This window comes from Chloroflexota bacterium (assembly GCA_016197225.1).
Classification (GTDB): Bacteria; Chloroflexota; Anaerolineae; order Anaerolineales; family VGOW01; genus VGOW01.
In genome coordinates, this window is the sequence record JACPWC010000029.1 from 1 (window position 1) to 13,760 (window position 13,760).

The 13,760-nt window shown below is 59.0% G+C and carries 15 protein-coding genes; 12 read left to right on the forward strand and 3 right to left on the reverse strand.

Annotation, left to right across the window (positions count from 1 at the left end):
• Nucleotides 1-244: 244 nt before the first annotated feature.
• The 3 genes from HYZ49_05130 to HYZ49_05140 all read right to left on the reverse strand — a co-directional run bounded on the left by HYZ49_05130 (nucleotide 245) and on the right by HYZ49_05140 (nucleotide 3,053).
• Nucleotides 245-1,114 (reverse strand): DUF2652 domain-containing protein, encoded by an 870-nt coding sequence (locus tag HYZ49_05130; GenBank protein ID MBI3241658.1) that lies wholly within the window; start codon nucleotides 1,112-1,114, stop codon nucleotides 245-247.
• Between the two features lie 18 nt (nucleotides 1,115-1,132).
• Nucleotides 1,133-1,975, reverse strand: coding sequence for a DUF2652 domain-containing protein (locus HYZ49_05135; GenBank protein ID MBI3241659.1), 843 nt, complete (start codon nucleotides 1,973-1,975; stop codon nucleotides 1,133-1,135).
• Nucleotides 1,976-2,144: 169 nt separating this feature from the next.
• A complete protein-coding gene (locus HYZ49_05140; GenBank protein ID MBI3241660.1) occupies nucleotides 2,145-3,053 on the reverse strand; it encodes an ROK family protein in 909 nt (302 codons plus the stop codon).
• A gap of 53 nt (nucleotides 3,054-3,106) precedes the next feature.
• Here HYZ49_05140 and HYZ49_05145 point away from each other — a divergent pair, with 53 nt between their 5' ends.
• From HYZ49_05145 to HYZ49_05200, 12 genes are all read left to right on the forward strand, one after another.
• Nucleotides 3,107-3,772: a pyrimidine 5'-nucleotidase gene (locus HYZ49_05145; protein MBI3241661.1), complete on the forward strand. Its 666-nt coding sequence runs from the start codon at nucleotides 3,107-3,109 to the stop codon at nucleotides 3,770-3,772.
• A gap of 7 nt (nucleotides 3,773-3,779) precedes the next feature.
• Entirely contained in the window at nucleotides 3,780-4,040 is a 261-nt protein-coding gene (locus HYZ49_05150) for a hypothetical protein (GenBank protein MBI3241662.1), read from the forward strand.
• Nucleotides 4,037-4,819, forward strand: coding sequence for a CoA transferase subunit A (locus tag HYZ49_05155; protein ID MBI3241663.1), 783 nt, complete (start codon nucleotides 4,037-4,039; stop codon nucleotides 4,817-4,819). The genes HYZ49_05150 and HYZ49_05155 overlap by 4 nt, the downstream gene beginning before the upstream one ends.
• Nucleotides 4,816-4,974 carry a hypothetical protein gene (locus HYZ49_05160; protein ID MBI3241664.1) on the forward strand — a complete coding sequence of 53 codons (159 nt, stop codon included), beginning with the start codon at nucleotides 4,816-4,818 and terminating at the stop codon, nucleotides 4,972-4,974. Before HYZ49_05155 ends, HYZ49_05160 begins: the two co-directional genes overlap by 4 nt.
• A gap of 216 nt (nucleotides 4,975-5,190) precedes the next feature.
• On the forward strand, nucleotides 5,191-5,559 hold the full coding sequence (locus HYZ49_05165; protein MBI3241665.1) for a cupredoxin domain-containing protein: 369 nt from the start codon (nucleotides 5,191-5,193) through the stop codon (nucleotides 5,557-5,559).
• A gap of 158 nt (nucleotides 5,560-5,717) precedes the next feature.
• Nucleotides 5,718-6,959, forward strand: a complete 1,242-nt coding sequence (locus HYZ49_05170) for a S41 family peptidase (protein MBI3241666.1) — start codon at nucleotides 5,718-5,720, stop codon at nucleotides 6,957-6,959.
• 116 nt (nucleotides 6,960-7,075) lie between these two features.
• Nucleotides 7,076-7,777, forward strand: coding sequence for a zinc metallopeptidase (locus HYZ49_05175; GenBank protein ID MBI3241667.1), 702 nt, complete (start codon nucleotides 7,076-7,078; stop codon nucleotides 7,775-7,777).
• A gap of 152 nt (nucleotides 7,778-7,929) precedes the next feature.
• Complete coding sequence (locus HYZ49_05180; GenBank protein MBI3241668.1) at nucleotides 7,930-9,057, forward strand: trypsin-like peptidase domain-containing protein; 1,128 nt, start codon at nucleotides 7,930-7,932, stop codon at nucleotides 9,055-9,057.
• A gap of 115 nt (nucleotides 9,058-9,172) precedes the next feature.
• The gene (locus tag HYZ49_05185; GenBank protein MBI3241669.1) at nucleotides 9,173-10,189 is read left to right on the forward strand and encodes a flippase-like domain-containing protein; all 1,017 of its coding nucleotides are present in this window, start codon (nucleotides 9,173-9,175) and stop codon (nucleotides 10,187-10,189) included.
• A 142-nt stretch (nucleotides 10,190-10,331) separates the two neighbouring features.
• Nucleotides 10,332-12,257 carry an APC family permease gene (locus HYZ49_05190; protein ID MBI3241670.1) on the forward strand — a complete coding sequence of 642 codons (1,926 nt, stop codon included), beginning with the start codon at nucleotides 10,332-10,334 and terminating at the stop codon, nucleotides 12,255-12,257.
• Nucleotides 12,258-12,262: 5 nt separating this feature from the next.
• Nucleotides 12,263-12,958, forward strand: coding sequence for a TrkA family potassium uptake protein (locus HYZ49_05195; protein ID MBI3241671.1), 696 nt, complete (start codon nucleotides 12,263-12,265; stop codon nucleotides 12,956-12,958).
• A 2-nt stretch (nucleotides 12,959-12,960) separates the two neighbouring features.
• Nucleotides 12,961-13,638 carry a TrkA family potassium uptake protein gene (locus tag HYZ49_05200; protein ID MBI3241672.1) on the forward strand — a complete coding sequence of 226 codons (678 nt, stop codon included), beginning with the start codon at nucleotides 12,961-12,963 and terminating at the stop codon, nucleotides 13,636-13,638.
• Nucleotides 13,639-13,760: the final 122 nt, after the last annotated feature.

The following is a 13,760-nucleotide window of genomic DNA, read 5'->3' on the forward strand; positions in this document are numbered from 1 at the left end:
CGGGTATGCTATGATGAACATCGGAAGCCTCCAGGAATAGGTTTGGACACACCACTACCTTACTCCTGAGGCTTCCTTTATTGTAAATTGTTAAGTCGGGCTGGCGCTTGTCGCGCTAACCATTTCTTGGACACGAACTAGATAAGTTGTAGAACTTGTCGGAAAGATTACTGGCATTTGGCGCAAGTCACCTCCTTATCGGCGAGACCGCGAATTTGCAGAGTGCTACGATGCAACGAGCGGGCTAACTCAGCATGGGCCGCGAGCCTCGCGCTTTCCTTTGCAAGCGATAATGTATCGCTTCCATGAGATTGTTGCCGATCCCAACTACGAAGTAACTCAGCAAACTCGCCGGGCCTAATTTTACGTTGGGCAGATGACTGAAGCGCGGTTGCTCGACGCGGCCCAAGGCCCGTTTGACGGCGTAATCGTTCATGCGGTTGGCGAGCGCCATCAGTTCCGGGTTGTCGGGCGAGGGCGGGGCCGGAGCAGGCCGGGGCGGGAGGGGCGTAGTGTCCTCCGCCGGGTAATGCACGCGCACGGCCACCGGGCCGAGGCCTTCGGCCTCTTCGGTGCGCGCCTCCAGCGGCCCCTCCCCGAACCCGCCGCTCAACTCGTAAAACCGCTCGGTGAGCAGGATGTACTCTTTGGCCGGGACGGTGTTCTTGAGCAGGCGGTGAATGAGAATGACATCCTCGCCCGCCAATTCTTCAAACTGCCGGATTTTTTTGAAGGCCACCTCACCCACGTGGAGAAAGGCTTTGAGCTTGAGTTCCGCGATGTGGTTGCAGCCCTCACAACGGCAGGTATCGCAGGCAATCAACGCGCGCTCTTTGGCGTGGAAGGCTTCAAAGAATGCCGTCACTTGCCGCAGAATGTCTCGCGTAGCGGCGGCGGCGCTGGCCTGGCTGTCGTCCTCAAGTGTGGCGTACATGAACGCCGCATCGCCTTCCAGTTTGCTCAGGGTAAGCGGAAACTCGGCATGGTCAAGCACCGCCTCCAGCAGTTCGGTGATGATGGCCTCGGCGTGCAGGAGGCTCATCGTGTGGATTTTCATAAAACGGGTGTAGCCGCTGATGTCGGCCATCACCAAAGCTACCCGTTTGATCTCCATCTCCATCTCCTCTTGGGGCTAACGCTTGTGCCTCAGATGATCGCGCAAGACTTTGGGGAGGACGGTCACAATAAACACCAAGTTTTCCCACACGATCCTCCACCAGTCGAAGGGAGTGAGCCGGACGTTGGGCAAATGGCCGAAATTAGGCTGAGGTTCGCGGCCCTGGATGCGACGGCGCATGTGGTTGTCGAAACGATCAATGAGGGCCACGTATTCATCTGACTTTGGCGAGAAAGGCGAAGGCGGGGTCGGCAGGGGCGGCTCCTCGCCAATCGGGTAATAGACTCGGATGGGCACCGGGCCAATGCCCTCGCATTCCTCGGTGCGCCCTTCGGGAGTCTGCCCTGTCAGGCCGCCGCTCAACTCGTAAAACGCATCCGTCATGACAATGTACTCTTTGCCCGGGATCGAGTTCTTCAGCAGACGGTGAATCACGATGGCGTCTTCGCCGCCCAGCTCTTCGAACTGCCGAATCTTTTTGATGGCGGTCTGGCCGACGTGCAGGAAAGCTTTGAGCTTCAACTGGCCGATGTTGTTGCAGGCTTCGCACGCACAGACATTGCAGGCAATCAGTGCCCGTTCTTTGGCTTTGAAGGCGTCAACAAAAGCCGTCACCTGCTGGACAACCTCCTGCGCCGCGGCCCGTCCGTCGCTACTCTCATCCAACATTGCGTACAGAAACGCCGCGTCACCCTCCAACTTGCTCAACGTGAGCGGATGTTCGGTGTGGTCAATGACGGCCTCCAGCAGTTCGGCGATGATGGCTTCCGCGTGGAGCAGGCTCACAGTGTGCATTTTCATGAAGCGGGTGTAGCCGCTAATGTCCGCCAGCACCATAACGGCTTGTTTGATTTCCATGCCCTTTGCCTCAGAGCCTAATTTACGCCAATTCGCTAATCATTTTCCAGCCCAAAAAGTGTTCAATTTGTAACCAGGGCCGCCCGCCACACCCACACTCCCACCAGCCCGCTCTTGCCCTCCAACTCAAACTGATTATATATCCAAAGGCGACTAACTCTGTCCAGAATTAAGTCAGGGCTTCAGCCAGCACCACCGCCCCCCACAACGGCGAGTACGCCCCCAGTGCGGCAGGGGCAATTTCCACCCGCATCTGAGGCAGAACATAACCGGCGGCGGTTGCCCGTAGAGTCCGCCAATAAACCTGGCCGGCGTTCGCCACCCCGCCGCCGATGATCACCTTCTGCGAATTCATCAGCGTGATGGCGTAGCCGATTCCGATCCCCAACACCCGCGCCGCCGTTTCCATCACTTCGACTGCCAACGGGTCACCCGCCTCTGCTTCCCGATTCACTTTCTCTGCCGTCCAGCCCGACTCACCCCGCCGCGCATTCATCGCTCGCGCGATGTTCGTGCCGGAGCCAATCGCCTCCACACAGCCACGCTTGCCGCACACACAGACCGGGCCATTTGGGTCAACTGCCAGGTGGCCGATCTCGCCCGCCATGCTATCCGCGCCGCGATAGATTTGCCCGCCCAGCACCCAGCCGCCGCCGATGCCAGTGCTGACGGTGATGTAAAGCAAATTGTCGCACCCAATGCCCGCGCCGAACCGCCACTCGCCCAGCGCCGCCGTATTCGCGTCATTGTCCATCGCCACCGGCACACCGTAACGCTCGCGCAACATCTCGACCAGCGGCGCATCTTCCCAACCCGGAACGTGATGTGAGAGAATGACTCGGCCACGCGCCCAATCCACCGGCCCGCCAAAGCTGACGCCGATGGCGGCCAACTCGCTGGGATGCCCGGCCAGCAACTCGTCGGCCAACGCAAACATCACCGCCCGGTCGGTTAGACCGTCACTGTTCGGCGGGGCCGGACTCCATCGTTGCCCCAACCACTGGCGGCCACCCACTTGAACCAAACCTGCCGCGTGTTTCGTTCCGCCAAAATCCAGCGCAAGAAAAAGTTTAGCCATACACCCAATCCAAAATCTAAAATCCACAATCTACAATCCAGTATAATCCCCTCGTGCCCATTTCCCACCTGGTTTTCGACCTCGACGACACCCTCTACCCGCCCGGCAACGGCCTGTGGGATGAGATCGGCGAGCGCATCAACAGCTTCATGATCGAACGGGCGCATATTGATCCAGCGCAAGTCAACGAGGTTCGCCGGCGATACTATCAAACGTATGGCACTTCTCTTCGCGGTTTGATGACCGACTTCCCTCACCTCAGCCCGGACGACTATCTGGCTTACGTTCACGACGTTGACCTTGAGCACTACATTCAGCCAAGCCCGGCCCTGGACGAAATGCTGGCCACCCTGCCCGGCCTCAAATCCATCTTCACCAACGCCGACGCTCATCACGCCAACCGGGTGCTGGCCCGGCTCGGCGTCGCCCGCCACTTTGAAAGCATTGTGGACATTCGAGCGATGAACTTTGAAAACAAACCGCTCCCGCACGCCTACCAGGTTCTGCTCACCTGCCTCAACGCCAGGGCCGCCGATTGCATTTTAGTCGAAGACAGCCCGCGCAACCTGCGCCCGGCCAAAGTGTTGGGCATGACGACGATTCTGGTGGGCGACGGCTTAACGCCCGACCCGGCGGTGGATTTTCGGGTGGAGGCGATTTTGGAAACGGGAAAAGTAATCAAAAGTTTGGCGTTCAAAGAAAGAGAAGAGGCAGAGTGACGGAACTATGGACAAACTACTCTCCAACCCCCAAGCCCTCATCGCCCTCTTGTGCGTCGCCGGCCTGGTCATCGGCATCAACCTGGCATTGTTCAGCGCCCTGGGCCAGGGCAAGGTTTTGCAGAAGCAGGCTGAAATCTGGGGCAAGGCCATCGGCGGCGGGGCCGAGATCCGCAAACAGCAGAACAGCCAGTTGGACGAACTGCATCAGCGAGTCCAGCAACTCAAAGCGAAGACCGAGGATGACGAAGAAGAAAGCGACTCATGATAGATAAACGCCTCCCGCTCTCCGAAACGCCCAACCTGCTGAAGCCGGGCGACACCCTCGCCCTCGGCGGCATGACCCTCTACCGCCGCCCGGTCGCCTTCGTCCGCGAACTGCTTCGCCAATCCCCAATAACTAATTACCAATTAACGTTACTCGCCTTCACGGCCTCTTACGAGTCCGATCTCCTCGTCGGCGCCGGCCTGATCAAGCGCGTGCGAACCTGCTACTTTGGCCTCGAAGCCTTCGGGCTGGCGCCGATGTTCACCCAGGCCGCAAATTTGGGCGATATTGAAATCGTCGAAGAGACGGAAGCCAGCCTCGCCTTCGGGCTGAGGGCGGCGCTGGCCAACGTCGGCTTCATGGCCGGGCGCGGCTGGCTGGGCACCGACCTGCCCAAACTGCGGCCCGACGTGAAAACCGTCGTTGACCCCTACAACGGTGAAACGCTCATCGCCTTCCCGGCCATCCCTTGCGACGTGGCCGTCATTCATGCCCTCAAAGCCGATCCATCCGGCAACGCCGTCATCGGCGGCAACCCCGGCGTGGATATCGAACTGGCGATGCTGGCCCGCACGACGATCATCACCGCCGAAGAGATCGTGGACAAGCTGGATAAGGCCGACATCCCCTCACCCGCCGTCCACGCGGTGGCGGCCGCCCCACGCGGGGCGTGGCCCACCTCCTGTCATCCGCTTTATCCGCTCGGCGGCGGTGAACTCCTCAAATACATTGACGCCTGCAACTCCGAGCGGTTCGACGACTATTTGAGAGGCCTATGATTCGAACCATCTATCGCAACAGCAAAGGCGGCATCACCACCGACTTGCCGGAAACGCACTGGAAAATCACCTTGCATGATGCGGACGGTCTGTTCTGGATTGACCTGGCCAACGAACCTATTCAATCCGGCCACGAACGATCTCGACACCAATGAAATTGACGCTGGCATGAACTTTGAATAGCTGCCCTTCTCCCGCCTCGAGTTCCTCATCGTCGGGCTGGCGGCAATGGCCGTCCTGCCCGTCATTCTGTGGTGGTGGTTCAAAAAGCAACGCTGGATTGATTAATTGTGCCGCTTTCACCGATGGCGATATAATCAGAGACATCTTTGCAGATATGCAACAAACAAAATTAAGGAGATCAGTTACAAGTGAACATCAAACGTTTCTTTTTCATCGCGGCTGTGGTTGCCGCGTTCAGCCTGGCGCTGGCCGCCTGTGGCGGCGGAACTTCAGCGCCCGAACCGTTGAACATCACCATTCATGCCAGAGACATTGCCTTCGATGTCACCGCCATTGACGCCAAAGTCAATCAAACCGTCAACGTCACCTACATCAACGACGGCGCGCTTGAACATACTTTCCTGATTGACAACATGGTCGCCGAGCAAAAAGTCGCCGTCGGCCAGACGATCACCTTCTCGTTCACGCCCTCGGCCGCCGGAACTTTCCAGTATTACTGCAACGTGCCCGGCCACAAAGAAGCCCTGATGGTTGGCACGCTGACTGTCGCCCCGTAGCTCAAATCGTCAGACGCCCGGTGTCTGGCGTTCGGACTCAAGGTGCTCGCCGCCTCTGCGGTGGGCACTTTCCGTTTAAGTCAGGCGTTACTCATCATGAGTTTACCTCCGTCTCATGCTTTTACGATATGATGTGAGCGGTTCAGGAGACACTTTTTATGAAAATACTTCGCTCGATTCTTATCGGCGCCTTCATTGCATTCTGCGCCGCCGGCGTCTTCAGCGCCGGGTTCGTCGTCGGCCACAACACCACCTTCAGCGGCCTGCCAGTAGTCGGCGGCCTCGTCGCCGCCAACCCGCGCCAGGGCGGCACCCCCGGCGAACTGGCCGACGACTTCGCGCCCTTCTGGGAAGCCTGGTCGCTCGTCCATCAAGAATACGTTGACCAGCCGGTGGACGACAAGGCCCTGGCGTACGGCGCAATCAAAGGCATGTTGGCCGCGCTGGGCGACCGCCACACCGGCTACAGCACCCCTGCCGAATCCGAAATCCTGTTCAGCGATTCGGCCGGCGAGTTGGAAGGCATCGGCGCCGAAGTCAGTTCGAAGGGCGACTTCGTCGAAATCATTTCCCCCCTCCCCGGCTCGCCGGCTGAAAAGGCCGGTATTCTGCCCGGCGACCTGATCGTCGAAGTGGATGGCGAAGACATCGGCGGCCAGGACTTGTTCACGGTGATCAGCAAAGTGCGCGGCCCGGCAGGCTCCAACGTCCATTTGACCATCACTCGCGAAGGCGAGGCCGAACCGCTGGAGTTCGACATCGTCCGCGCCAAAATCACCATCCCCTCTGTTGAAAGTAAAATGCTGGAAGGCGGAATCGGCTACGTCAAAATCAACAACTTCGGCGAGAAGACGACAAAGGAATTGAAGTCGCAATTACAGGCGTTGATGCTCCAGAACCCGCAGGGCCTGGTGCTGGATTTGCGCGGAAACCCCGGCGGCCTGCGCGACACGGCCGTGGAAGTGATCAGCCAGTTTATCGGCGACGGCACGGCCATGATTCAACGTTATGGCGACGGCGAGCAGGAGGTGTTCGACGTGGAGCCGGGCGGCTTGGCCACCGACATCCCGCTGGTGGTGCTCATCAACAAAGGTAGCGCCAGCGCGTCGGAGATTGTGGCCGGGGCGATTCAGGATTATGGCCGGGGCCAGATCGTCGGCAAGCAATCTTACGGCAAAGGCACAGTGCAAAACTGGCAGGAGCTTTCCAACAATCAGGGCAGTGTCCGAATCACCGTCGCCCGCTGGCTCACGCCCGACGGACGTTCGATTGACAAAATCGGCGTCGCCCCTGACATTGAAATAGAATTGACTAAAGAAGATCGTGAGGCCCTGCTCGACCCGCAATTAGACGCCGCCGTGAACGTGCTTCAGGGCGAAGCGGTGGGCAGTTCCAAATAGGTTTCAACATTCTGACGGTCCGCTAACGCCTTTTGTGGCAAAATAAGCCTGGCCGTAAGTTTTTGGATTTTGGCCATTGGGATTGGGATTTGGATTTTCAAGAACGGAGATGACACATGTTTTTCTTTAACCCCACCTATCTTCTTTTCATGGCCCCGGCGCTTCTGCTGGTCTGGCTGGCGAAGATGCGCGTGGACGGCGCTTATCGCAAGTGGAGCCAGATTCCGAACAGCCTGCGCCTGCGCGGCGCGGACGCCGCCCAGCGTCTCTTGCGCTACGCCGGCCTGTCCGACGTGCGGCTGGAAGCTGTGCCCGGCCAACTGACCGATCATTACGACCCGCGCCAAAACATTCTCCGGCTTTCCGAAGGCGTAGGTTACAGCGCCTCGGTGGCTTCGCTGGCAATTGCCGCGCACGAGATCGGCCACGCCATGCAGGATCGCGACGGCTACGGGCCGCTGAAGTTCCGCTCGGCCATTGTCCCGGCGGTCAACATTGGCTCGAACCTGGGCTGGTTTCTGATCTTCATCGGCCTGATTCTGCGCATCGTAGAAGTCTCGTGGCTGGGCGTGCTCTTCTTCGCGGCGGGCGCAGTGTTCGCCCTCATCACGTTGCCGGTCGAATTCAACGCCAGCAAGCGGGCTATGGTTCTGCTCACCGAAACCGGCGTGATCACCAGCCCGGAAGAAGGACGCGGCGTGAAGGCAGTGCTCGACGCGGCGGCGTTGACTTATGTGGCCGGTTTGGCCGCCGCGCTTTCCCAACTGTTGTACTACGTCTTCCTCCTCTCAGGCATGGGCGGGCGTCGGCGCAACTAACTTCATAAGCGCCGGATAAGTTCAGACCTGACGGGTTGCGAAAGATCAACCGTCAGGTCTTTTTATTTTCTTATTCAACCTTGCCCGCATTTTCATTCTGTTCTAAGTCTTAGCAAGCACAATGATCTCAAATTAAATTTTGGGAGGCTTCAATGTCAATCAAACGCATCGCAATCGGCTTCATCGCCCTCGCCGTCGTCGGCGTGGTTGCATTCGGCGGCGCCGCCGTAGGCGGGGCGGCAGTGTACTTTGCCGCGCGCGGCAATCCACCATCGGCGCCGGCGGTGGAACAACAACCGGTGGCGTTGCCGCCGGCGCAAGAGCCGACCGGCGGACAACTTCAAACAGTGGATGTGCAAACCGCGATCACAGACGCGGTAGCCAGGGTCGGCCCGGCGGTCGTCACCGTCATCAACGACACCGGCCAGGGTCAGGCCTCGGGCTCGGGCGTCATCATCTCAAACGACGGCTACATCCTCACCAACAATCACGTCGTCGAAGGCCAACGCGCATTGTCGGTCATTTTCCAGAATGGCGAGGCTGCCGAAGCAAAACTTATTGGCAGTGACCAGTTTGCCGACGTGGCCGTCATCAAAGTCGGCGTCTCCGTTCCAGCCGTCGCCGAACTGGGCAACTCGGATTCGCTCAAACCCGGCGAGTCGGTCATTGCCATCGGTTCGCCGCTTGGCTCCGATTTCAAGAACACTGTCACCGTCGGCGTGGTGAGCGCCACCGGGCGAACCATTGAAAACGACAACGGCTACCAGATGGAAGACTTGATCCAAACCGACGCCGCCATCAATCATGGCAACTCCGGCGGGCCGCTGGTGAATCTGGCCGGGCAAGTGATTGGCTTGAACACGCTCGTGGTTCGCGGCAACGGCTTTACCGGCGACCAGGCCGAAGGCCTGGGATTTGCGGTGGCGGCCAACACCGTCCGAGCGGTGAGCGATCAGATCATCCGTCAGGGTTATGTGGCCCGGCCTTATCTGGGCGTGCAGTGGCAGGCGATCACCCCCGCTGTTGCCAGCCAATACAATCTCGGTGTGGCCTGGGGTATTTATGTAACTGACCTGGCCGGCGATGGTCCGGCCAGGCAAGCCGGAATACAGCCGGGTGACATTATCACCGCCATCGGCGACACGACTCTGGACGAGAGTCATCCGTTCATCAACTCCCTGCTTGAGTACCAGCCCGGCCAGCAGGTGCCGCTCACCGTCTGGCGGAACGGGCAAACACTCACCGTTCCGGTGACGCTTGGCGAACGGCCAAGAGCATAGCACTGGCGAGGAGGCCGCACCTGGGGGTGCTGGCTCCTCAAGTGCGCGCACACCATCCCGCCATCCCGTTGGCACGAGCGCCTTCGGGATGTTTTGTGTTATAGTCACCGCGCTCATGCGCCGACTTGTTTTTGCTCTTCTCTTGCTTCTGGCCGTCAGCTTTGTCATATCGCAATTGGGTCGTCTGGAAGAATTTGCCGCTGTTATTCAACGGGGCCGGCCGGTATGGATCGGGCTTGCCTTTGTGGTTCAGGCGGCCTGGCTGTTGAACTTTGCAGCGCAGTACCGGGCCACTTACCGGGTGCTGGGCATGAGTCGCAGCGTCCGGTCCATGTTGCCGCTGGTGCTGGCGAGTTATTTCCTCAACGTGGCCGCGCCAACCGGCGGCGCGAGCGGCATTGCTCTGTTGTTGGACGACGCGCGCCGTCGCGGCCATTCGAGGGCGCGGGTGACGATTGCCGGGGTGTTGTTCATCGTCTTCGAGTACATGTCGTTCAGCGTGGTGCTGGTGTTGGGCCTGATCGTCCTCTTCCGGCGCGGCAACTTGCACCTGAGCGAATTGATTGCCTCGCTGATTTTGTTTTGCGCCGCCATCGGGCTGATCTCGGTGGTGGCCCTGGGCATGCGGTCGGCAGAGGCGCTGGAGCGCTTTCTGGTGTGGATGGCGCGGCTGGTCAACCGGCTGACGCGCGTCATCCTCAAACGCGATCTGGTCTCCGAGCCGTATGCCCACGAGTTCGCCGCCGAGGCCGCCGAAGGTTTGCAGTCTCTGCGGAATCAGCCTCGGGGCAGTTGGCTGTTTCCCATTGCAGTGGCGCTCAGCAGTAAGGCCCTGCTCATCAGTTTGCTCTTTCTGCTCTTCCTGGCGTTCAATCAACCGTTTTCAGTCGGCACGCTGATCGCCGGGTTCAGCATGGCGTTTTTATTCACCATCGTTTCCCCCACGCCGATGGGCATCGGAATTGTGGAAGGGGTCATGGCGCTGTCTCTGCAAACCCTTCGCGTGCCGTTGGAGGCGGCAGTGATCATCGCCCTGGCTTATCGCGGGTTCACCCTGTGGTTGCCGCTGTTTTATGGAGCGCTTATTCTTCAATTCAGCGGGTTGCGCGTAAAAGCGTCTGAAAAGGTTTAGTTTGACGAAGGATGTAAACAGGAGTATGATTTCGCGCCGTCAACAAAACCTACCTCAAGTGTAGGCGCACTTTTGCGCCGCGACGCTCGCTGCCATGCCAGCATGGTTGACAGCCCCGCCCGACGCCCAAAAAGGAATACCCATGGCAACCACTGCCAAGCCACCCAGAGTTAGCACTTTGAAAACACTGCTCATCGGCCCGCGCCTGCTCACAGCCGATGCGCCTCATCAAACCATCAGCAAGAAAGTGGGGCTGGCCGTCTTCGCCTCCGACGCGCTCTCGTCCACCGCCTACGCCACCGACGAAATCCTTCTCATCCTAATTCTGGCTGGAACCGGCGCGCTTTCGCTCTCTCTGCCAATTGCGCTCACAATTGCTGTCTTGCTCGCCGTTGTCACCATCTCTTACGAGCAGACGATTCATGCTTATCCAAGCGGCGGCGGGGCTTACATTGTCTCGCGCGACAATCTTGGGGAAGTAGCGGCGCAAGTGGCCGGGGCGGCTCTGCTCACCGACTACATCCTCACTGTGGCCGTTTCCATCTCGTCCGGCGTGGCTCAGATTACATCGGCGTTTCCACAGCTTTACGATTGGCGGGTGGTGATTGCCCTGGCGATGGTAGGCTTCATGATGCTGATCAATTTGCGCGGCGTCAAAGAGTCTGGAGCGGCCTTTGCCATTCCCACCTATTTCTTTTTAGGGACAACGCTGTTCACCATCGGCGTCGGGTTGTTCCGGTATTTCACCGGAACGCTGGGCGTGTTGCCCCCGCCAGCCGAAACAGCGCACGAGGCGGTTGAAACCTTGTCGTTGTTCCTGATCCTGCGCGCCTTCTCCAGCGGTTGCACGGCCCTCACCGGCGTGGAAGCCATCAGCAACGGCATCCCGGCCTTCTCCGAGCCAAAGAGCCGCAACGCCGGCCTTACCCTGATCTGGATGAGTTCGATCCTGTCGGTGATGTTTCTGAGCATCACTTTCCTGGCCCGGCAGATTCAGGCCGTCCCCTCTCATACCGAAACGATCTTCTCGCAGATTGGCCGGATGATATACGGCGCCGGTACTCCGCTGTATCTGATCTTGCTCGGGGCGACGACGTTAATCTTGATCATGGCCGCCAACACCTCGTTCGCCGACTTTCCTCGGTTGAGCGCCATCCAGGCCGGCGACGGTTTCCTGCCCAAGCAGTTGACTTACCGGGGCAGCCGCCTCGTTTACACCTATGGCATTGTCGCCCTGGCTTTTTTTGCCTCCCTGCTCATCATCATCTTCCAGGCCCAAACCAACGCCCTGATTCCGCTCTATGCCATCGGCGTGTTTCTCTCTTTCACCCTCTCGCAAACCGGCATGGCCGTGCGCTGGTGGAAGAGCGGCAAACTCAAGCCCGGTGAGGAGCAACCTCAAATCGCCTCGGTGCTTCATCACGATCCAAAGTGGCGGCTTAAGTTAATTATCAACGGCTTCGGCGCGATCTGCACCTTTGTCGTGATGATCGTCTTCGCCGTTACCAAGTTTAAGCCGAGCGATCAGTTTGCCGGCGCGTGGGTGGTCATCATTATCATCCCCACACTCGTCATCGTCTTTTTGCGAATTCACCGCCACTACAAACACCTCGCCGCCAGGTTGTCGCTCGACTCCTTCGGCGCACCCACTCGTATCAAACGGCATCGGGTGATCGTACCCATCAGCGGTGTGCACAGCGGCGCTTTGAGCGCGCTCCACTACGCCCGCTCGGTGTCGGACGATGTTACCGCAGTCTACGTCGCCATTGATCCTGTAGAGGAGACAAAGGTGAGAAGCAAATGGGATCGCTGGGGCGACGGTGTGCGCCTGCACGTCATCCAATCCGAGTATCGCCTTTTGATTGAGCCTTTGTTAGACTATATTCAGCACATTGCCGACCAGCGCCAGCCCAGTGAAGTCATCACGATCGTCGTGCCGGAATTTGTCCCGGCCAGACGCTGGCACAACTTGCTCCATATGCAAACAGCCTTCTTTCTCAAGTTCGGCCTGCTGGGGCTAAAGAATATCGTCATCACCGAAGTGCCTTATCATGTGGAGCAGGAGTAAGGTTTATGACAGAGAAACATCATCCGGAGAAAAAGCCGCAGGACAATATCATCATCGTCGGTTGCGGGCGCGTGGGCGCCGAACTGGCGCTTTCCATTGCGCGCCAGAATCATCAGGTCACTATCGTTGACGTGAATACCCGCTCCTTCGACCGCCTGGGGCCGGACTTCCGGGGCCGCACGGTTCAGGGCGAGGCGATTGACGAAGATGTGCTCAAACGGGCCGGGATAGAATCCGCCCATGGCTTTGTGGCGGCGACCACGTCCGACAGCGTCAACTTTGTAGCCGCCCGCGCCGCGCGCGACATCTTCCACGTCGAGCACGTCGTAGCCCGCGTCTACAATCCACGCCGGGCGCAAATTTATGAAAGGCTTGGCATTCAAACCGTCACCTCGTCGTCGTGGGGCGCGCAACGGCTTGAACAACTCATCCTGCACTCGGGCCTGAAAAGCGTGTTCTCTGCCGGCAGTGGCGAAGTGCAACTCTACGAATTCTCGGTTCCTCAGGAATGGGAAGGCCGTTCGCTGGAGAGTCTGATCGCCGGCGCAAATGCGGTGCCGGTGGCGCTGACGCGAGGCGGGCGGGCGTCTCTGCCCGGCCTCGAGGTTGTATTGAAAACTCAAGATGTCGTCAATTTGGCCGCTACCGCTGAAGGCGCCATGCTTTTGGAAAGCCGCTTGCGCGCCAAGGGGGAGAAATAGCCATGTTTGTCATGATTGTAGGCGGGGGTCGCACCGGTTCTCACCTCTCAACGCTGTTGATAGCCCAGGGCCACGAAGTGCGGCTAGTTGAATCTCGCCCGGATACTCTATCCAGTTTGCATCGCGAACTCCCCACCGAGATGATCTTTGAAGGCGATGGCACCGACCCGCAAGTGTTGGAAACCGCCGGAATTCAAAAGGCGCAGGTGCTGGCCGCCGTCACTGCCAACGACGCCGATAACATCGTGGTCTGTTCGCTGGCTCGCGAAGTGTACGGCGTGCGGCGGATCATTGGCCGCATCAACAACCCCAAGAACGCCTGGCTCTTCACCCCCAGCATGGGCGTGGACGTGGCCCTCAACCACGCCGACCTGATGGCCCGGATGATCGAAGAAGAGATGTCGCTCGGCGACATGATGACCATGCTCAAATTACGGCGAGGCAAATTCTCGCTGGTGGAAGAAAAAATCTGGCCGGGGGCCAAAGCAGTTGGCGTTGCCATTAAAGACCTGCCCCTGTCCCCAAATTGCACCATCTCTGGTATCATCCGCCACGGCGAAATGATCCTGCCGCGTGGCGTCACCACTCTGCAAGCCGAAGACGAAGTGCTGGCTCTGGTGGATGACGCTGCCGCCGAAGAACTGGCCCGTCTGTTGGGCCGGCCCGGCGACTTTAAGTAGGCGCCAGGCAGAAGACAGTAGGCAGTTGTTGAAGCTGCCGCCTACTGCTTTCTGCCGACTGCCTTCTGATTGCATGAATACCGACCCTGACTCTTATCAACAAACCGCGCCCCCAGGCATCA